21 protein-coding genes and 1 pseudogene are annotated in these 18,541 nt (G+C 66.6%); 8 read left to right on the plus strand and 14 right to left on the minus strand.

Features of this window, described 5'->3' with window-relative positions; all coding sequences use genetic code 11:
* Positions 1-50 precede the first annotated feature (50 nt).
* The 11 genes from WH85_RS14085 to WH85_RS14135 form a co-directional block, all read right to left on the minus strand.
* A complete protein-coding gene (locus WH85_RS14085; protein ID WP_045742286.1) occupies positions 51-2,216 on the minus strand; it encodes a cell division protein FtsK in 2,166 nt (721 codons plus the stop codon).
* On the minus strand, positions 2,206-2,613 hold the full coding sequence (locus WH85_RS14090; RefSeq protein WP_052720443.1) for a hypothetical protein: 408 nt from the start codon (positions 2,611-2,613) through the stop codon (positions 2,206-2,208). The genes WH85_RS14085 and WH85_RS14090 overlap by 11 nt, the downstream gene beginning before the upstream one ends.
* Positions 2,614-2,794: 181 nt before the next feature.
* Positions 2,795-3,430 carry a hypothetical protein gene (locus tag WH85_RS14095; RefSeq protein ID WP_045742287.1) on the minus strand — a complete coding sequence of 212 codons (636 nt, stop codon included), beginning with the start codon at positions 3,428-3,430 and terminating at the stop codon, positions 2,795-2,797.
* Between the two features lie 9 nt (positions 3,431-3,439).
* A complete protein-coding gene (locus WH85_RS14100; protein ID WP_045742288.1) occupies positions 3,440-3,628 on the minus strand; it encodes a hypothetical protein in 189 nt (62 codons plus the stop codon).
* Between the two features lie 20 nt (positions 3,629-3,648).
* Positions 3,649-5,328 (minus strand): type IV secretory system conjugative DNA transfer family protein, encoded by a 1,680-nt coding sequence (locus WH85_RS14105; RefSeq protein ID WP_157410985.1) that lies wholly within the window; start codon positions 5,326-5,328, stop codon positions 3,649-3,651.
* Positions 5,329-5,336: 8 nt separating this feature from the next.
* A complete protein-coding gene (locus tag WH85_RS14110; protein WP_045742290.1) occupies positions 5,337-6,053 on the minus strand; it encodes a DUF4097 family beta strand repeat-containing protein in 717 nt (238 codons plus the stop codon).
* A gap of 11 nt (positions 6,054-6,064) precedes the next feature.
* The gene (locus WH85_RS14115) at positions 6,065-6,277 is read right to left on the minus strand and encodes a hypothetical protein (RefSeq protein ID WP_045742291.1); all 213 of its coding nucleotides are present in this window, start codon (positions 6,275-6,277) and stop codon (positions 6,065-6,067) included.
* Positions 6,274-6,675: a Pycsar system effector family protein gene (locus WH85_RS14120; RefSeq protein WP_157410986.1), complete on the minus strand. Its 402-nt coding sequence runs from the start codon at positions 6,673-6,675 to the stop codon at positions 6,274-6,276. Before WH85_RS14120 ends, WH85_RS14115 begins: the two co-directional genes overlap by 4 nt.
* 5 nt (positions 6,676-6,680) lie before the next feature.
* Positions 6,681-6,908: a hypothetical protein gene (locus WH85_RS14125; protein WP_157410987.1), complete on the minus strand. Its 228-nt coding sequence runs from the start codon at positions 6,906-6,908 to the stop codon at positions 6,681-6,683.
* 95 nt (positions 6,909-7,003) lie between these two features.
* Entirely contained in the window at positions 7,004-8,011 is a 1,008-nt protein-coding gene (locus WH85_RS14130) for a hypothetical protein (protein ID WP_045742293.1), read from the minus strand.
* Positions 8,008-8,388, minus strand: coding sequence for a DUF6284 family protein (locus WH85_RS14135; protein WP_045742374.1), 381 nt, complete (start codon positions 8,386-8,388; stop codon positions 8,008-8,010). The genes WH85_RS14130 and WH85_RS14135 overlap by 4 nt, the downstream gene beginning before the upstream one ends.
* Before the next feature lie 496 nt (positions 8,389-8,884).
* Between WH85_RS14135 and WH85_RS52895 the strand changes: the two are divergent.
* From WH85_RS52895 to WH85_RS48695, 3 genes and pseudogenes are all read left to right on the plus strand, one after another.
* Positions 8,885-9,094 (plus strand): annotated as a pseudogene (locus WH85_RS52895) (winged helix-turn-helix domain-containing protein); the annotation flags it as partial.
* Between the two features lie 9 nt (positions 9,095-9,103).
* Positions 9,104-9,718, plus strand: coding sequence for a UTRA domain-containing protein (locus tag WH85_RS52900; RefSeq protein ID WP_342669792.1), 615 nt, complete (start codon positions 9,104-9,106; stop codon positions 9,716-9,718).
* A 19-nt stretch (positions 9,719-9,737) separates the two neighbouring features.
* Positions 9,738-10,643, plus strand: coding sequence for a glycosyltransferase family 2 protein (locus WH85_RS48695; RefSeq protein WP_083448997.1), 906 nt, complete (start codon positions 9,738-9,740; stop codon positions 10,641-10,643).
* A 50-nt stretch (positions 10,644-10,693) separates the two neighbouring features.
* Here WH85_RS48695 and WH85_RS52905 read toward each other — a convergent pair whose 3' ends face one another.
* Positions 10,694-11,077 carry a hypothetical protein gene (locus tag WH85_RS52905; RefSeq protein ID WP_245673933.1) on the minus strand — a complete coding sequence of 128 codons (384 nt, stop codon included), beginning with the start codon at positions 11,075-11,077 and terminating at the stop codon, positions 10,694-10,696.
* 730 nt (positions 11,078-11,807) lie between these two features.
* Between WH85_RS52905 and WH85_RS14140 the strand changes: the two genes are divergently transcribed.
* Complete coding sequence (locus WH85_RS14140; protein ID WP_245673934.1) at positions 11,808-12,698, plus strand: DUF4231 domain-containing protein; 891 nt, start codon at positions 11,808-11,810, stop codon at positions 12,696-12,698.
* Between the two features lie 575 nt (positions 12,699-13,273).
* Here WH85_RS14140 and WH85_RS14145 read toward each other — a convergent pair.
* Together WH85_RS14145 and WH85_RS14150 are read right to left on the minus strand one after the other, a co-directional pair.
* Positions 13,274-14,200 (minus strand): hypothetical protein, encoded by a 927-nt coding sequence (locus WH85_RS14145; RefSeq protein WP_157410988.1) that lies wholly within the window; start codon positions 14,198-14,200, stop codon positions 13,274-13,276.
* Positions 14,197-14,787: a DUF6932 family protein gene (locus WH85_RS14150; RefSeq protein WP_157410989.1), complete on the minus strand. Its 591-nt coding sequence runs from the start codon at positions 14,785-14,787 to the stop codon at positions 14,197-14,199. The genes WH85_RS14145 and WH85_RS14150 overlap by 4 nt, the downstream gene beginning before the upstream one ends.
* Positions 14,788-14,991: 204 nt before the next feature.
* Between WH85_RS14150 and WH85_RS14155 the strand changes: the two genes are divergently transcribed.
* From WH85_RS14155 to WH85_RS50365, 4 genes are read left to right on the plus strand one after another with little or no spacing between them, the layout of a single operon-like run.
* Positions 14,992-16,290 (plus strand): glycoside hydrolase family 12 protein, encoded by a 1,299-nt coding sequence (locus tag WH85_RS14155; protein WP_045742296.1) that lies wholly within the window; start codon positions 14,992-14,994, stop codon positions 16,288-16,290.
* Between the two features lie 47 nt (positions 16,291-16,337).
* Positions 16,338-16,868 carry a SigE family RNA polymerase sigma factor gene (locus WH85_RS14160; RefSeq protein WP_045742297.1) on the plus strand — a complete coding sequence of 177 codons (531 nt, stop codon included), beginning with the start codon at positions 16,338-16,340 and terminating at the stop codon, positions 16,866-16,868.
* Positions 16,861-17,655 (plus strand): hypothetical protein, encoded by a 795-nt coding sequence (locus WH85_RS14165; protein WP_045742298.1) that lies wholly within the window; start codon positions 16,861-16,863, stop codon positions 17,653-17,655. Before WH85_RS14160 ends, WH85_RS14165 begins: the two co-directional genes overlap by 8 nt.
* A 52-nt stretch (positions 17,656-17,707) precedes the next feature.
* The gene (locus tag WH85_RS50365; RefSeq protein WP_157410990.1) at positions 17,708-18,499 is read left to right on the plus strand and encodes a DUF6461 domain-containing protein; all 792 of its coding nucleotides are present in this window, start codon (positions 17,708-17,710) and stop codon (positions 18,497-18,499) included.
* Positions 18,500-18,541: the final 42 nt, after the last annotated feature.

An 18,541-nucleotide genomic window follows, 5' to 3' on the forward strand; every position in this document is an offset into this window, starting at 1 on the left:
GCGGGTGCATGTAGCGTTCGCGCTACATGTAGCGGGGGTGCCGCTACATGTCAGGCGGCGCCACGGTCGGCGATGATCTGTTCGAGATCGGACCGGCGGGCGCCCCTGCCGACGGCTCCGCGCATGTTGATGCTCACGCTCGGTACACCGAGCGCGCGGGCCTGCGCAGAGATCGACTCGTCGGTGCCCGAGCCGTACGGCTCGGGCAGCGCGCCGCCGAGCCGTTCGGCGATGACCTTCCAGTGCAAGCCCGGCTCGCCCTCGAACACCGACAGGATGTCGGCGAGCACGTCGCGGGTCTCTCGCTCGAAGGCCTCCCCGACGGCATCACCGGTCAGGGTGCCGGCGTCCTCGCGGTGTTTACGCGCGGCGATCAGGATCTTCTCGGCGTCCTCGTGGTCGGCCAGATGCGTGCGCAGGGTCGCGGTGTCGTCGCTGTGGCCGTAGAGGATGCCCACGCCCCGGTAGTCGGCGCCGTTGGGCAGCGCCGACGCGTCGAACCCTTCGGCGTAGGCGTCACCGCCGAGCACCGCCTCACTGACGATCCGGTTGCCGCACCGCAGCGCGAACCGGACGGCGTGGTTGTCGCGGTAGCGGTTGAACAGCCTGCCCACGTCGCCTGCGCCGACACCGGACGGCTTCTGCGAGGACGACAGGATGATCACTCCGGCCGACGGGCCGACCGCCATGATGAACGACAGCAGCGCGGCGATCTTCTTGTTGTCGTCCTGGTCGTCGGTCTCGTAGTACGCCTGGAATTCCTCCATGACCAGCAGCCACGGCCGCAGCAACGGGTACTTGCGCGACAGCTCCCGGGTGAGCTTGCCCTCCGGGCATTCGCTGGTCGGCAACGAGGCAAGGAAGTCGTTGACCTCCTCGATGTGCTTCTTGACCTCGCGCAGCATGTCGAGCAGGTGCTCGATCGGATCGTCGTCGCGGCTGTTCGGGACGATGCCGCACACGTACCGGTGCGCGATCAACCGGAACTTGTCCCAGTCCGCCGACATCTTCCCGTCGGCCAGCAGCAGCACCGTGTACGGGTCGAGCGCCGCGTACAGGGCCATCAGCCGGGTAGCGAACGTCTTGCCCTTGCGGGGCTGCGCACCGACCAGCACGCTGATCCACATCAGCAGCAGCGACACCTTGCGGCCCCGTTCGTCGAGGCCGAGCGGGGCAGGCTTCCAAATGTCGCGGATCTTGCCGTCCAGCAACGGCGTCCGGCCGGCCGGCACAGCGAGCGGGTCCCGGTCGGCGACGAACAGCAGGTGCCGCCGGTTCGAGGTCCGGTCGCGGGTGATGAACACCTGGTTGACCGACACGTCCAGCCCCGACGCGATGGCGCCTTTGGCCTTGACCACCTCGTCGAACGTCTTGCCGTACGGCAGATCGATCGTGACCTGAGAACCGGTACCCGAGCCGTCACGCGACATGGGACCGCCGAACGTGACCTGCTGGTGCGGCCGGTCCGGGTGACCGAGCCCCGCGGCGTAGTACGCCCGCAGGATGATGTCCGGGTTGACCCGCCGGAACCGGCCGGTGACCGTGGCCGGGGTGATGATCGGCCGGTCGTCCGGCCGACCGAGATGCGCCAGGCCCGCCACGACCGCGGTGCTAACCAGGGCGAGCACCCACCACGGGGCCATGGCGTAGAGCACCGGGGCGCCGACGCCGAGCGCGAGCAGCTCGGCGACGATGACGGTGAACCGCCACGCCCGGGTGGCCTTGACCTCCCGGTGCAGCTTGAGCCACATCCCGGGATCGTTGGCGTCCGCGGCGGCCTGCCGCAGCCGGTACTGCTCGGTGACCCACCACCACCGCAGGTGCCGGCCGGTGACCCGGAACACCCCGACGGTTGCCCAGAACGCACCGAGTGCGACGTACTTCGGGCTGCGCACGGCGTGGAAGCAAGCGCGGTAGCCGGTCAGCGCGGCCAGCTGCCGGCTGCTGTGCTTGATGTTCGGCCAGGTGTTCCAGCCGACCGGCACGACCGGCATCCGCCCGTCCGGGGCCGCCGTCGGCGGCTCCACCGGCGCGCCACCCGGGATCGGCTCCTCATCCAGGGCCACCTCGTAGTGCGTGCCCGGATCGTCAGTGGCGGCCTTACGGGCGCGGGCCGAGTCCAGGTCCACCACCTCAGCCGCGGGCCGCTCCGCCACGTCCTGCTCGGCGGCCGTCCAATCGAACCCTTCCGGGTTCGGGGTCTGCTCACTGCTCATCCGGCACCCCCGCCCCGGCGGGTCGTACCCGGGTCTGCGACGGGGTAGAGCAGCCCGAACGCATCACCGTTGTGACGAACAGGCTCAGGCGGCACAAGCCACGCCGTGCCCACCCGGCAGGGAGGGGTGTGCGGATCACGGCTGCCGTCAGCGAGCCGGACCGGCCCGAACTCCACGGGGTCGTGCGGGTCAGTCCGAGCAGGGTCAAGCCTGCGTCCGCGGCGGCGACCTCGCCGGGCAGCGGCTCGGTGTAAGCGTCCCAGCGGATGCCGAGGTCCACCCCGGTCCGGCGGCGCCCGCCGACACTGAAGTAGGTGAACAGGATGTAGCCGCCGCAGCCGGCCGGAGCGATGACAGCCCGGACGGGATCGCCCCACGCGATCGGCGGACGGGACACCCGACGGGGACGGGGCGGAGGCTGAGGCGGTTCCCACGCGCGGGGGACCTGCTTCCCGGGCGGGGTGTGGTCTGAAAGCATCAGGTTCTCTCTCCCAGTGCTGGACGTGTGTGGTGCAGGGGTGAGGGACCGGCAGCACGGCCCTGTGGCCTAGGAACCCGTGCCGTGCTGCCGGGCGGATCTAGAACTCGTCGGTGTCGTCGGCCTCGGCGCGACGCCCGGTCTCGGTGGCCTGGTCCTGTGCTGCCCACTGCGCACGCTGCTCGGCCATCTCGCGGTGATCACGAACGGATGCGGCGGTCTCACGGATCTGCTCGGCTGTCGGCGACCGGTCGTCCGGGGCGAGGGCGTCGGCGTTGGCCAGGACCCGGTCCTCCATGCGGGCGCGGGTCCGGTCGTTGTGGGCGTCGTAGCCGGCGGTGCGCTGCTCGGGGGTGCCGTTCCACTCGGTCTCGGCGTCCGGGCACAGTTCCCGGGCGATCGCCGCCTTGTCGCTCGCACGGGCCGACACCTCGTGCAGCGCGTCACGGGCGTCGACCCCGCTCGACTGAATCGCCGCTCGGACCGCAGCGGTGATCTCCTCGAGACGTTGCTGCCGTCGCAGGTCCTCGCCGGCCGGGACCGGCTGGAACTCCGCGGCGGCTTCCGGGCCGCCCCACGCCTGAGCGAGCGCGGCCCGGTCGGTGTCGGGCAGGTCAGCCTCGGCGAGCAGGTCGTGAAGGTCGGCGCCGGTGGCGCCGGCCTGCTGTTCGAACTCGTTGCAGAGGCCGTTCTGCCGGTCGTCGAGGTGGGCGTACGGGTCGGGTTTGTCCGTCACGGGTTCTCCTCAGAACTCGTCGGCGTCGTCGTTGGCACGGCGGGCGTGATCGGCGCACGCGTCACGCCACTCGGCCTCGCGTCGGCGCAGGTCAGCGGCGACTTCCTCGTCGGTCATGTAGTTGTAGCCGCGGCCGAGGACCTCCCACCGCTCCTGTTCGAAGGCTTCGTCCCATGCGGCACTGTCTTCGGGGTTCATCGATGGATCTCCTCAGTGGGTCAGGCGGCCCGGTGACCGGGGCGCGGGATGAGTGCTGACACGGTTCGGCGTAGCTGGGCGGCCCGGGTCGGACGGGTGCGCTGGGCGCGGCGTACGTCGCGGCGTTTCCAGGCGATCGGGGTGTCGACCAGGGCGACGCGCATCCCGCGGCGGATCAGCATTGCCCGGAAGCTGGGCAGGCCGGCGAGCATGGCCGGGGCGATGACCGGCACCCGGCGGGTGCTGGTGGCGGTGACGCGGCCGTGGGCGTCGCGGAGTTCGGTCACCTCTTCGCGTTCGCCGGCCAGGTCGACCAGGGCGCGCAGGTCGTCGGCGTCCTTGCATCCGCCGTAGATCAGTACTGCGGCGGCGGCGTTGAGGATCATCGAGGCGCCGTCGTTGCCCCACCGTTCCCGTAGCTGGCCGAGCCCTTGGCAGGCGGCATGGATGACGATCGAGCGTTTGCGCAGCTCGGCCATCCACTTGTCCAGCGGGGTCGGGCAGACCAGGGCGACCTCGTCCAAGACGAGGGCCAGGCCCGGGTCGAGGCGCCCGCCCGGGCGGGTCGCAGCGAGCCGGCGAGCCTGGTGGGCGATCTCGGCGACCAGCGCGCCGACCAGCGGGCCGACGGTGCCGTCGTCGTCGCCGAGCAGGTACAGCGTGCCGCGCCGGTCGACCAGCTCGCCGACGTCGAACATCTCGGCGTCCGGGTCGGGGTCACCGGCGCGGGCGGCGTCCGGCAGGGTGATCCACGCCAGGGCCGGGGCCATCGAGAGCATCACCCCGTCGCGGGTACGGGTCGACATGTCGATCGACTGAGCGGCTGCCTGCCGCATCGCCGCAGCCTGCGGGGACGTTTTGAGGGCGGTCAGGATCGCCTCGCGGCCGGTGTCCGGATCGGCGCACCACGCCTGCACATCGGCCATCCGGTACCCGCCGAGCGCGGCGGCGTGCAGCCACACCGCCAGGACCCGCCGGGCCTGCAGCGACCACCGCTCGGCCTCACTGCCGGGCTGCGACGGGCCGACCAGGTCCGCCGAGCGCCGGGCCGCGGTGCCCGGATCGGTGCAGCCGGTCAGTGGCGACCAGCGCAGCGACGAGGCCACCGCGCCGAGCCCGCCCGGGTTGAACACCCGCACCGGACCGTGCTGGGCGCGCAGCGGCGCGGTCAGCTCGTACATGTCGGTGGCGGTCGAGGTGACCACCACCCCGCCGGGCGCGTCCAGGACCCGGCACGCCATCTCGGCGGTCTTGCCGGTGCCGGGGATACCGACGCGCACCGTGGACTCCTCACCGGAGGTCCACACCGTCTGACGGCCGGCACGAGCCAGCGGAACCGCGAACGTGGTCAGCGGCACCCGGCGGCGTTCCCGCCGGGACATGCCCGCCAGCGACGGGCGGATCACGGTGGCCTTGCGGCGCATCGCCCACCCGGACGAGGTGCGCCAGATGTCGAACCGCGACGCCGTGCCCGCGTTGCGGCGGGAGTGTGCGTCCCACCGGCCGATCGCCCCGGCCGATCCGGTCCGGGCGTTCTTGATCCGCCACCACAGCGGGCCAACCGTCACCGCGAGCCCGGCCAGGATCAGCCCGGCGCCGGTGAACAGGTGATCGGTGTTGCGGGCCAGCAGCCATCCGGTCGCGGTCAGCAGCAGCCCTACGCCGGCAGCGCGAGCGAGGGTCTTCGTCGTGAGCGTCATCGCCGCGTTCACCACCACTCGTCGGCGGTGGACGCGCACTGGCCGTTGACCCGGCCGGACACGCTGGACGCGTCGAGGTCGACACCGCCGGAACTGCTCACGTCACCGGTCGTCGTCTTGGCGGTGACCCGGGTCCCCGGCTCGCCGCTGACCATGATGTCGCCGGAAACCGACTTGAGCCGTGATGAGGCGGTGACGCCGACCGCGTCGATGTTGCCGGACGTCGTCTTGGCCCGGACGTCGTCGACGCCGAGCGTGGTCACGTCACCGGACACCGTCTCCGCCCGCACGACGCGCACATTCTTGGCCATGACGTCACCAGACACCGTCTCGACCTTGACCGCAGAGCCGGTCTCGGTGATCGCCCGGACCAGAATCTTGCTTCCGCCGATGGTGGTACCGCCGGTGACGACCTGGCCGTTGACCCGTATCGTGCCGCCGTTGCCGAAGATCATGCCGCCGCCGTAGATGTTGGAGAACGTCATGCCACCGGTGCTGAAGCTGACGCTCGGCTCGGTCAGCTTCAGGCTGACCTCCGCGCCGTCGTCGTAGAACCGGGCCTCGCGGATCGCGTCCACCGACGGACCCGACTCGTCCTCGGTGGACAACTCGATCCACGTGCCCGTCACGCTGGGGTCGGCGACGACCATGACGTCCGCGGCCCCTGTGTCGATGTTCAGAGTGACCGGCCCGGTGAGCCGGGCGGTGTGGTTGACCTTTGCCACGTACTCGCTCCTCAGAACTCGTCGGTGTCGTCGGCGTACGGTGCCGGCGGCAGCGGCTCGCCGGCGGCCAGCGCCGCAGCGGCGCCGGACAGGTGCTCGGCGATGTACTGCCGGTCGGTCCCGTCGCTGTTCAGCACCCGTTCGGCCCAATCGTGCAGACCGGCCAGGTCAGCGCGCAGACTGCGCAGCGCGACTTCGGCCGCGTCGATCGCGGGTTCGGTCACAGCGCACCGATCCCGCCGACCAGCGCCGCAGCGGCGAGCAGCAGAATCGCCACCTGAATCAGCCGGTACTTACGGCGCGCGATCCGGGCCAGGACGTGCAGGTGTTCCCAGCTCGCGGCAGGTTCCTCGGTGTCGGCCTGCGCCTCCAGCACGGCCGCCGAACGAGCATCTGCCCAGAGCGCGATGCCGGTCCGGCCACCGAGCCGGGGCAGGATGACCAGCAGGGCCATCACCAGCGCGGCCAGCACCAGCACACCCGCAACGACGGCCAGCGGGCCGTGCACGTTGCCCTTGCCCAGCGACGCCAGACCGAGCGCGAACGCGGCCACGATCGACGCCTTCGTGTCGCCGCGAACGATGTGCGACTCGGCCAGCTCCGCGCGTTCCCGCGCCGTCATGCCGCTCACATCTCATCCGCATCGACGACACGGCGTTCGGCGCGAGTCCGGGCGGTGCGCTGGTCGGCGGTGGTGTCGCGTCCCGTCGCGGCGATCGCCCGTCGCCCGCGGACCGCGTCGGCAGTCCGGGCATGGTTCGCGTCGGCGGTGCGGGCCGCGTCCTGGTCACGTTCGATGTCGGCGGCGGTCCGGCCCATGTACGGGCCTCCCGCGCCGAACAGACTGCTTGCCATACTGGTGACCTCCCGAAGGTCCTGGTGACGGGATGAGGGGAGACCGGCGGCACGGCACGTGCTTGCGAGGCTTGAGGCCGTGCCGCCGGGCGAAATCAGTGCGAGCGGTGCACCAGGTGCGCGAGACCGGCACCCATGCCGAGCACCGCGACCGGGAGACCGGAAACGGCGACGATGATCGGCCACGGGGCGATCTCCCACCCGGCGGCGGCCATCTGGTGATAAGCGGCCTGACCAACGAACCCGATGACCAGCGAACCGATCGCCGACCACTTGGCGAACCTCAGCGCCGGACCGGTAACCGTGCCGGACAGCCACACGTACAGCGCGTACGCGGCGTAGGTCTCGACCCCGATCGGAAGCGTGATCGCCGTGTTGATCTGGAAATCCGAGATACCGGGCAGCAGCGTGACCATCCCGAAGCCGGTCATCCGTCCCATCTCGACCCAGCCACCCCAGATCGCGACGAACGCGGGCAGGCACAGGATCAGCACCGGCCATGTAACCGTCCGCCGGCGCCGCTTCGGCGGCTCCGGCTCGGCGACCGGCTCGACCGTGGGCGGCTCGGCGGGGACCTCCGCGGCTACCGGCTCGAGCGCGGCCGGCTCGGCGGCTGCCACCGGAGCGGCGGCCGGTGCGGACCGAGCAATGTCCAGGAGTCCGGCGGACCGGACACGGTGCCGGATCGACTCGGGGACGGCCGAAACTCGCTCGGTGACCGTGTCACCGGCGGCATTCGGATAGGTCACCATCAGGTCGCCGGCGGCGTTGCGGTAGGCGGTCATGTCATCCGCATCGGCGGGCACCGGCGGAACCGGGATCACCCGCGGCTCCGGCTCGCCGGGCGTCTCCGCACCCGGCTCGATCTCCGGGGCGGCCGGTGCCGACGAGATCTCACCCGTGGCGGGAAGGTTCTCCGCGGCCCGGGTGCCGGTCAGCTCGGCAAGCAAGGCTTTCGCCTTGTCGGCGCCCACGTGGAAGGTCTTCATCAGCTCGTTGCGGCTCGGTGTCTTGCCGAGCTGCTCGGCCAGGTCGCGAGCGTGCGGGATCAGCTCGGCAACAGTGCGCGGGTAGGCACTGCGGGCCGTGGTCGCGGCGGTCACGACGCCACCGCCTGACGGGCGATCTGGCAGCCGTACGTGTAGGAGTGGCTGACCTGCTCGGTCTCGCACTCGTCACACCGCATCACCTTGCAACCGGACGGGCAATCCGACAAGCGCACCTCGCGCTCCCGGTGCGGCTTGCACAGCTCGTGCCGGCGCCCATTGACCAGCAGCCGAGCGACGTCGAGCAACTGCCGGTTCGCCCGGCGCAGACGCTGCCAGTCGATCTCACCCGGCCCACCACGGTCAGCGGCGTAGAGCATGTGAATCTCGGCGTCCAACACGTCCAGCTCAGCATCGATCAGCGGACGCTCGAACTCGATCGCCGCTAACTCCACCAACGACGGCTCACCGTCAAACTCGTCGAAATCATTCATGAGATGTCTCCGAAACAGCAGGCCGGCACCACCACTGCGCACCAGCGCAGGGCCGTCCCGGACGAGGGAAGTCAGAAAAAGTTGCAACGCCGGGTGAGACCCGCCAGACAGGCGATCAACCACACGGCGAACAAACATCAAGAAGGAAGTGCACCGCGCAGCGCGGTACCGGCCTGACGACCAGTACCGCACTGACCAGCGGTTTCATCGAACGAAGCACATGGATAACCGACGTCCATGCACGGCGACCTTTTCGGGGTTCCGACCCGGGGAGGTGCGACCCACTCGGCTCTATTCAGTTCTCAGAGAACGTGTGCGCGGCGGGACGATCACGAGCGGCACAGCCGAAGCCACGACCGCCGTGTCGGAGCCCGACCGGCTCGCCAGCTAGCTAGTTTGCTAGCGAACTGGCGATGAGGGGAACGTAACGTACGACGCACGAGCCGCGCAAGGGTTCGCTAGCGAACTGTCCAAGATCCGTGCTTCACTGGCTGTCATGCGTGAGCGGACCGCGGGCGTAGTCCCGATTCACCACCAGATTGCGGACTCGATCCGCGATCGAATCTTGGGCGGCGAACTTCAGCCGGGTGACAGTATTCCGTCGGTAGGAGAACTGTGCGAGGAATGGAACTGTGCGCCTGGCTCCGCCAGGACAGCAATTTCCGTTCTGAAAAACGAAGGTCTTATTACTGGCGGACGCGGACGACCGGCAACAGTGCGCCGGCCACCAACTCGAATCAGGCTCAGTATCGCTACGACGCAAAGCGCAAAGGACCTGGTTCTTAGGCCAGAGTCAGAACGACGCGTCAAAGGAGCTATCGAAATGACGGCAGGACTGACTCTTGCCGATGTAATTTCTACTCACAAGTACAACGTCATCTCTGCTAACGAAGAGCTTGCGGAAGAATTTTCAATCGAGGCGGAAACGCCGCTCTTAAGACGTGCTTACGAAATGACGGAAAAGGCGACCGGCAAACGGATATCTTGGAGCATCTCATACATTCCGAGATTCCTAATCGAATCCAACGGCAAGCTTCTTGACGAAAATAACGAACCATGGCCAGGTGGCCACATGCATCAGCTTTACACTGTCGGAATCGAGATCGACCACTTCGTCCGTTCGATTACCGCAGTAGAGCCGAGTCCTGGCGACCGCCAGAAGTGGGGCATGGATTCGGGTGTGCCACTGCTGTATGTCAGGAGTAGATCGGTTGACATTGGCGGCCGAGTCGTCGAGCTTTCTGATGCGGCCTACCCTGCCGACCGCACAGAAATCACTTTTGTCGACAAGCTCGATCGCTGGCCCTCGGATTCAATCCCTGAGAAGTAGACTTCGGAAAGGCTGAAATATGGAACTCCCTCCCATCGATCCAGCGTTGGGGCTGAATCTAGTCGCCAACAGAACTCTTGAAAAGAATTCGGGCAAGGTGGGGATCGTCATTCCCGCCCATAATGAAGCGGCTACGATTGCGCAGGTTATTGAGGATTGCCGCCAAGGATTGGACTTGCTGAAGGCAGACGGCGAAATTCTTGTCAGCGCCAGTGGATGCACCGATGACACGGCTGAGATCGCCGCTGACGCCGGGGCGCACGTTGTCGTATCCCCAGCTGGCAAGGGCGCCGCTATAAAGGCTGGCCTGCAAGCCACCGACGGAGATATCATCTGTCTGATTGATGGCGACGTTCAATACTTCGGCGATAGGCCGCTTGCAACAATCTTGGTTGAACCAATTTTGAACGGTATCGCAGACGCTACAATTACGGATCTTTACTGGCGCCCGCTCTATCCGCAAATGTGGTTGCACGCTTTTTTTGCACCTTTGGCTGGGCTGCTTTTCCCGGAGATGCTTCCTAAATGCGGATCTACCCCTTGGTCGGGTCAGCGCGCAGCGGTTCGGTCGCTGTGGCCCAAAGAGCTTCCGGATGACTTCACGGTTGATCTAGAACTGCTTATGCATTGGAACGAGAAAGCTTTAAGGCTACGTCCAATCGTGGCCGACGACTGGACAAATCCTCAGCGCCCTAAATCTGACCTCATGCCGCGCGAGTTCGCTTTAGTAATTAATCACGCAGTGAGGCGCGGGCGGATTAGTCAGAACCTCATTCCGAGGTTACAAGATTGGTTCAATGCGGCACATCACATGATGGCGGAATACAGGCCTGATTCAGATGATCCGCAGGAATTCGAACAGCGACTGCTTCTCGATTCAATGACCGCGCTACGAACTTGCCTTTTGAGTGATACTGCCGGGTGAGCTACGCCGCTACGGGATGCGCCGAAAATAGACGTCGGCGCATCCCCTCGTCAGGAGGAACAGGCGTCGCTTCTGACGTACCCACCACACCATTCGGGAGCATCGACCCGGATAACCCTCCAACCCTCATTCTCGCCCACTTCAAATAACCACGGTCTGGCATCGCTGCTGAACCCACTGACGCGGCCAGCGGTATCAGTGCTTCGCCATGTTGCCTGAACATCTACACGAACCCTGAAACGGGCATCAGATGTTCGTTCAGAATGAAATTCGCTGAAGGACAACAGGGGCGCGGAAGTGGTCGCTTCCATGTCCGTTCGGTATTCGCGCCATTGGATGAGTAGTTCCTCTTTTTGCTCGTCATCAAGAAGCGGAGAAATGCCCTCTTCTTGCCCGTAGGACAAGCGCATGAGGTATTCGTCGGCAGCGGCCACGGGAGAGATGGCCCCCCGGCCAGCTTCAGCAGTGGCTCGCACGAACCAAATCACAGGACCGACCATGACTCCGCCGCAGCACAGAGCAGCCATCGTGGGGATTGCAACGAACACTGCAAGCCGGCGACGTACCGACCAGCCAGCCAGTCTCGCCCCAACCTGCCGGCGCTCCCACCGCTCATAGGCGTCCCTGAGGACCGCTGCGTGCAACCTAAGCCGATCAAGCACAGTGATCACTTCAGAACGATAGGCACAGTGATCAACTAATGTCGATCCGGGTAAGCGGTGCGGGTGTAGCGGACCGCAGCGCCGGTCTCCTGAGCCGTCTCAATTCCCGTCTCGTTCGCTCCGGTTCGGGAACGTTCACCGGGGATCGTTGAGGGCAGAGAGCGCAGCTCACGGCACCTAACGAACGCTGGCGGACGACGCCCCGCAGACTTGGAAGCGGTGAAGGATGGCGCGAAGGGATTGATCGCAGAGGTGAGAGAAGCGGAGCACGCGGGACCCTGATCCTCGTCGCTGGCGCGGGAAACGACACGATGAAGCCACATTGACCGTTATTGACAAAATATAACGAGTTTTGCCACAAAGGGGTGATGGGTGATAGTTGATACTGATCAAGGAAAAATCAGCGGCGGTGTTACCTTAAAATTGGCCATCCGGGTAGGCGTTTGTCGAGGACAAGACTTTCTAGCGCGTCGATCGATGCACTTATAGAATTATGGGTATCATGCCCTCTCCTCCACGACGGAATGTCAAATCCGTAGCGAAGGCTCTGCCTACAATTGATGACGTTGTTGCTGAGCCCGAGAAAAATTGGAACGCCCTCTATCTCAAGAGTCAGATAGCGGATGCCGAAGATGCTTTGTCTCTACAGGAATCCTGGCAGTCATTTACGCGTGTGGCAACTTTCTTCGGGCTGGTTGCCTTATGGGGAGCGGCGGTATCTGCGGACTTCTTCGGGTGGCCGAGCCTGGGGAGATGGAATTGGATTCTGTATGTATCAGCTTTGATGCTGTCCCTGGTTTTGCCGACGATAGGTTATCGTCAGCACAAGAGGGTTCGAGGGTTGAAATTAGGTATCAAGAAAACGAAGATCCTACTCCGCGATAAGCTCGCAGAGCAGGACCGGGTGGCGGGACGATCTAGCGATGGGCCTTTGGTTAAACAGCGGCGATATCGCGATGACATTCCCGATATCGTTGCTCAGATGCGTGAGCAGGCGGCAAGGCTTCGAAGAATTCACAACCGATATCAAGCCGTAATTATTGTTGGCTCAATTTTGGCGTCAGCAATTACTACTGCATCGGTTTCATTCGAATTTACTCGATGGATATCGGTAGTCGTTACGGCCCTCGTGGGGCTTGCTGCTGGATTTACAGGGTACTACAAATTTCACGATAATAGTTACAATCTTCAGCAGGCGTCCGACGCCATTGAACGCGAATATGAATCGGTCGATTTGCGAGTGGGGCGCTATTCCGGCCTGGAAGATAAAGAGGCGTATTCGATGTTCGCGGACACTGTCGAGCGTATGCGAGACGAGCAGAACAAGCGTCAACAGCAGCTTGACCAGCCGGTGGAGGCAACGTCGCGTGAGCAGGCGCCGACCACTTCCTGATACACGTGACACGCGCGCCAAAGAGCGTGGAGACGCATGGGGGTGATCCTGGCAGTCTGAGCGTCGACTCGGCGGTCGCCGGGGTGCGTGACGCAACTAGAAACCTGGGGTGGGAGCAAACTGGGAGCGAGTCTGGGAGCGGCGCCCGCTCCCAGGCGAGGTCAGCCGAGGTGTTCAACAGGCGTCATGGTGGCGTTGACCTGGGTAGAACAGTCGCCAGCGAAAGATGCCACTGAGGTTGACCTTGGTTGTGGTCCCGGGGGTCGCGGGTTCAAGTCCCGTCGATCACCCCATGCAGTACAGCAGTTCAGAGGCTTCCTCCATGCAGTCGGAGGGAGCCTCTTCTCATTGCTGACCCCGATCCGGGGCGAGGGGCGGGGGAAGTGCTCCTGAAATCTTTCGGTGCCGCGTCGAGGGCCGGCGCACCGTGGGATCGGGCAACGGGGCCGCCGTTCCCGTCGGGACGTGATCCGAAGCTCCTGAGCACGTCTGCCGAGCGTGTCGGCCCGGGGTGTCTTGCTGCGGGCACCACGCATCCGGGCGCCTCACGGGCCCATGTGAATTCGGGCCCGGCCTCACAGCAGGCGCTGATCGCTCTCCATGCGCACGAAGTGGTAGGTGGGAGCCTGCTCGATGCCGAGATGGTTGACCTTTTTTCTTTCGGTCACCCGAACGTGAACAGTTTGCCCGAGTTCAAGATGTAGATCGACCAGGTTCTGTTCTCCGTCGACATGGATGTCGTATCTCTTGGAGTTCCGGGCGCTGCCGATCTTCACCGAAAAGTGTCCACCCAGATCAAGGCGTACGACGTAGCCGTTCACCGAGACGTCCTGCTCGAGGTAGTGAATTTCCCATAGCTCTTGCAGGTACTGCCTGGTGGGCCTGTCCAGTCGGGAAGTCCGATGCCGGCCTGTTCCCGAGCGCCACCCGACCTCGAGGTCCAGATCGTGACTGTCCAGCGCTGACGCGAGTAGCCTGAGTCCCTTTACCAGGGACTCGTGCTCTGCGAAGCGGCGCAGATCGCCCTGCTTCTCGGCGGTGTGGTGGAGGTCCGTGATCGTCGAGAACACTTCATCAACGGGGTCGACGTCGACCGCCAACTGCCCTTCGCTGTGCCGCCCGGCATCGTCTGCGGGAACCAGATGAAGGACGGCGCTCCCCGGGGACACTCCGGCAAGTTCAAGCGAAACGCCATTTCTGACGGAGTTGACCTCGGCGGCCCCGGCGACCTCCTGCGCGAAGGCCTGGAAAACCTCATGCGCAATTCCGATATCAAGCCTGCCTCCGGCGGCTCTCGTCCCGGAAAGGCGAAGGTCCAGCCAGCGGCCCAATCGTGCGGACGAATCCTGTTCGGTGAGGACATCGAAAAGATGCCGATCAAGAACCTGAGACGGCGTTTCATCCGACTCTGGACCATCCGTGTATTCTGCCCAAAGTCTAGCGAGATGGTCTGAATCGACGCGGCCCTGGAAGGCCGCCAGAGAGTCACGTTCGGTGCTCACAGCATCACCTCCAGGTATCCGCGCTTCGGGTCTCCAGTCTCCCTGGTCGGAGCCTGCTTGTCTTGCCCCGTTTGGCGGAGGCGGCTCCAGAAGTCATCGAAACCTCCACGGGCCTGCATGTACTCGGCCTCGGCGGGGTTGTAGCCGCCCTTGAACGGGCTGCGGAAGTATCGGTGCCGCACGATGATCGGCGAGACTCGGAAGTCCTTGAGGGCCTTCTCCCGCTTGCTGAGCCGCTCCAGCGGGCTGGTGACCGGGAGCCTGGCCAGTTTCGCGTTTTCCAGCACTTCTCCGTCTATGAACAAGGTCAAGTCGACGTTGTTCGGATCCGGCTTGGCGCTGATGAAGCTTCCTGCGAGCCAAATGTATCTGCCCAGAGAACCGCCATTCAGCACTGGTTCAAGGGTTTCCTCGTACTTTGACCAGAGGGCCATGTATGTCTGAAAACCCGTCCAGCACTCCCGCCGAGTCAGCGAGTCGGCGAACATCGGGGCATCCACGAATCGTGCCTGTACCTCGGCGAGCGACACAGAGAATCGCCCGAGTGGCAGGTGGCCGTTCGATGCGAAGTCGGGGACGCGGCTCAAGGGGTGAGTCTCCCTCTAGGCGGCGGGGTGGCTGGCGCATAGTGCTCCAGCGATGACCCACTGTAGAGCAAGGCCTCGTTCGTGGACCGCCGGGCCTTTCTCGTCGGGGCGCCGCAGAAATTCTGGGGGAGCGGGCAACCTTTCCGGACTCCGGGGCCACTGGGGGTTGGATCAACAACCTCCGTCCCCCGGGAGAACCCGCTCATGCAAGCCAAGCGCATCGCCGTCCCGCTCTCGGTGCTGACCCTCGGCGCCGGTGCCGCCCTGTTCGGTGTCCTCAACGCTGACGCCGCGGAATCCGGCTCCTGCGCTGTCACCTACGACGTCCTCAGCCAGTGGGGGACCGGGTTCGGCGCCGATGTGACGGTCCGCAACACCGGGGGTGCGGCGGTCGACGGCTGGACGCTCGGGTTCGATTTTCCGTCCGGGCAGACCGTCGACGGCGGCTGGAACGGTGCCTGGAAACAGAATGGCACGCAGGTGACCGTGGTCGATGCGGGCTGGAACCGGGCGATTCCGGCGGGCGGGAAGGTGTCGGTCGGCTTCAACGGGTCGTGGAGCGGCGCCAACGCGGTTCCGGCGGCGTTCACGCTCAACGGCGTGACCTGCAACGCCGCCGCAGCCACCCCGGCGTCGACAAGCCCGACAGGTCCGACAGGCTCGACGTCCAAGAGCCCGACGGCGAGCCCGGCGACGACCAGCCCGACCAGCCCGGCCAGCCCGACGGCGAGCTCGGCCACCCCGACGACGAGCCCTGCGGCGAGCCCGGCGACGAGCCTGACGGCGAGCCCCGCAACAGGTCCGACCCCGGCAGCGCCCGAGGACTGCACCGACTACGCCGCCCTGGTCCGCGGCAAGTACTGGGTCAACAACAACGTCTGGGGCAAGGCCGACGGCACCGGCTCCCAGTGCGTCGCGGCGAACGACCTCGCCGGCGACGACCTCAGCTGGAGCACCCGCTGGGACTGGTCAGGCGACAACACCAAGGTCAAGTCGTACGCGAGCGCGGTCCTGGGTTGGCACTGGGGTTGGAAGGCCGAGAACACCGGTCTGCCGATCCAGCTCAGTGCCGGAGAGTCCGTCGACACCACCTGGAACTTCACCGTCACCCCGGCCACCGGCAACGTCATGAACGTCGCCTACGACCTGTGGCTGCACGACATCGCCGACCCGGACTGGCAGAACAACCCGACCGACGAGGTGATGGTCTGGTTGTACCGGTCGGGCGGCGCCGGCCCGCTCGGCACCAAGCAGGCCACCGTCACGGTCGCCGGCACCACCTGGGATCTCTACCAGGGTGACATCGGCTGGAACGTGTACTCGTTCGTGCGGACCTCCAACACCTCCGCCGCCGACCTCGACCTGACCGATTTCACCGATGTGCTGACCGCGCGGGGTCTGCTCGCGAAATCCAAGTATCTCTCCAGCGTGCAGGCCGGCACCGAGGTCTTCACCGGCCAGGGCCGGCTGGACACCTCGAAGTACTCCGTGACGATCGGCTGACCTTCCGGCCGGGACACCCCCTCACCCCTCAAGGTCAGGACAGTCGCTTGCCCGACTTCGACGCCGAAGACGCCGAACGCGCGTTCCGGCGCTTCTTCGACGACCATCACGCCGACCTCTCCCGGCTCGCCTATCTGGTGACCGGGGACTCGCAGGTCGCCGACGACCTGGCGGCCGACGCCTTCGTGGAGGTGTGGCGACATTGGGCGCGTGTCCAGGCGGCGGACAGCCCGGTCGCCTACGCCCGGGGCATCGTGGCCAACCTGGCCCGTCAGTGGATCAAGCGGCAGACCAGGGAGCGGTCCGGTCTGCTGCGTCTCGGTCTGCTGCGCCGGGACCGCGACGAGAGTGACACCCCCGCGATCCTCGATGTGCGCAGCGCTCTGCGGCGGCTTCCGCTGCGGCGCCGGGAGTGCGTCATTCTGCGGTACGCCTTCGACCTGCCGGAGAAGGAGGTGGCCGCGATCCTCGGCATCTCGGTCGGTGCGGTCAAGAGTCACACCTCGCGGGGTGCCGCCCAGCTGAGCGAGTTCCTCCGCGGGATGCCGATGATGACCGGGGGAGGCCTTCGTGGCTGAGCTGTCGCCGCAGGTGCGGGCGGCCCTGCGCGCCGAGGCCGCCCGGCACGTCCCGGACCGGGGCGTGATGCTGAACCGGATCGCCGCCCGGCGCGCGGAGCCGGCCGTGGGCCGCCGGTGGGCGCTCACCGCGCTGCGCCCGGTGGCCGCGGCCGCCTCGGTGGTGGCGGCCCTGGTGGTGGGTTTCGCCGGGATCCGCCTGTCCGGCGATCGTGATTCCGGGGGTACGCCCGCAGCCCCCGCCCCGAGCCGACCCGTGATGTCGCCGCCGGCTGTCCCCTCGTCGCCGGTCCCGTCCGCGCCGGGTTCGCCGTCGTCCACGCCGGCGCGGACCGCTCCCGGCCGCACCTCGGGTGGCGGCCCGGCGTCGACGGCACCCGTGCCGTCGTGGCAACCCGTCGACGGGTTCCTCGCGTCCACGGCCGAGGTCGACTCCCACTCGAACGAGACGTGGGCGCAGGGCAACCTCACCGTGACGACCGAGGCGACCGTCACCGCCCTGGACGTGGTGATCAGCGTGGCGCGGACCGGCGGGGTCGCCGACGCCGGCCGGTGGAGTTCGGTTCCGGCGGAGATGCTCACCATGAGCGTCACCGAGGAGAAGGACGCGCTGCTCTACCGGTTCACGCTGGCCGGTGGCCGGACCCTGGCCCCCGGCTCGTACGTGTTCGCGACCCAGTATTCGCACGCCGCCGGGGTCCGGGATGCCGGCGGCGACAAGTACGGTGCGATCGCCGCGGCTGACGGCCGGCGTGCCGAGGTGACCGGAACATTCACGACACGGTGACCCGGGACAGCCGGAACACAGCATCGTGTTAGATCATCGTCGAATGGTGGCGGTGAGCGCGGACGACTATGCCTGGTTCACGGAGCAGTGCGCTGATCTCGCGGATGCGTACTGTCTGACGCTTGTCCGGGGGCGCACCCCGGCCGAGGCGGTCGAGACTCTCGGCGGCCGTGATCCGGTCCCGGTGACCGGCCTGCGCGCGCTGTCCGGTGATCCGGCGTCGGCGGCGGGGTTCGTGGCGGCGACCGCGATGGGTGACTGGACCCTGATCGTGGAGCCGGACGGTGTGCGGGGCGGTGACGAGGCCCGGACCCTGTCGCGGGGCACGGTGCTCGTCTCGCACTACCGCAGCGACGGCACCGACCCGCGTTTCGTGTGGGCGCGGGACGGCGAGATCGTCCTCGAGTTCGACCCGTCCAGTCCCGAGGATCGTCGTGGCACCGACCCGGACGGCCTGGCCGAGGTGCTGGACCGTCTCGGGTTCCAGGTCGGCGGCGAGGACGCTCCGGACCGCAACTACGACGACCGTTACCGGGAGCGGGCACTGGCTCTCGCCGAGCAGCTCACCGGCGTACGCATCACTCTGGAGGACCTCGAGGCGGCGACCTTTCAGCGGGCCGCTCTGGGGGAGGCGTCCCCGGCGCAGCCGGAAGCCGTCTCACCTGCGGCACGTCCCTCACCCCGCCCGCCGGCCCGTGGGGAGAAGTGGGACGAGGAGTACGAAGTGGACGACGAGGATGACGACGAACTCCGTGAGGACGGTGACGAGGACGGCGACGGTGAGCGTGAGTGGCCTCGGCTCGTCGCCGCGTCGGCCCGCCGGATCGGCCGGATCTTCCGGTGACCGGGGCATCGGCCGGGGTCGCTGATCCCGTAGGGTGCCGCC

The organism is Actinoplanes rectilineatus (assembly GCF_000962825.1).
Taxonomy (GTDB): Bacteria; Actinomycetota; Actinomycetes; order Mycobacteriales; family Micromonosporaceae; genus Actinoplanes; species Actinoplanes rectilineatus.

Excerpts from the sequence above, each read along its gene's own strand:
- WH85_RS14085 (WP_045742286.1), bottom strand. The coding sequence starts at position 2,216 with ATGAGCAGTGAGCAGACCCCGAACCCGGAAGGGTTCGATTGGACGGCC.
- WH85_RS14100 (WP_045742288.1), bottom strand. The coding sequence starts at position 3,628 with ATGAACCCCGAAGACAGTGCCGCATGGGACGAAGCCTTCGAACAGGAG.
- WH85_RS14105 (WP_157410985.1), bottom strand. The coding sequence starts at position 5,328 with ATGACGCTCACGACGAAGACCCTCGCTCGCGCTGCCGGCGTAGGGCTG.
- WH85_RS14120 (WP_157410986.1), bottom strand. The coding sequence starts at position 6,675 with ATGACGGCGCGGGAACGCGCGGAGCTGGCCGAGTCGCACATCGTTCGC.
- WH85_RS14125 (WP_157410987.1), bottom strand. The coding sequence starts at position 6,908 with ATGGCAAGCAGTCTGTTCGGCGCGGGAGGCCCGTACATGGGCCGGACC.
- WH85_RS14135 (WP_045742374.1), bottom strand. The coding sequence starts at position 8,388 with ATGAATGATTTCGACGAGTTTGACGGTGAGCCGTCGTTGGTGGAGTTA.
- WH85_RS48695 (WP_083448997.1), top strand. The coding sequence starts at position 9,738 with ATGGAACTCCCTCCCATCGATCCAGCGTTGGGGCTGAATCTAGTCGCC.
- WH85_RS14140 (WP_245673934.1), top strand. The coding sequence starts at position 11,808 with ATGCCCTCTCCTCCACGACGGAATGTCAAATCCGTAGCGAAGGCTCTG.
- WH85_RS14155 (WP_045742296.1), top strand. The coding sequence starts at position 14,992 with ATGCAAGCCAAGCGCATCGCCGTCCCGCTCTCGGTGCTGACCCTCGGC.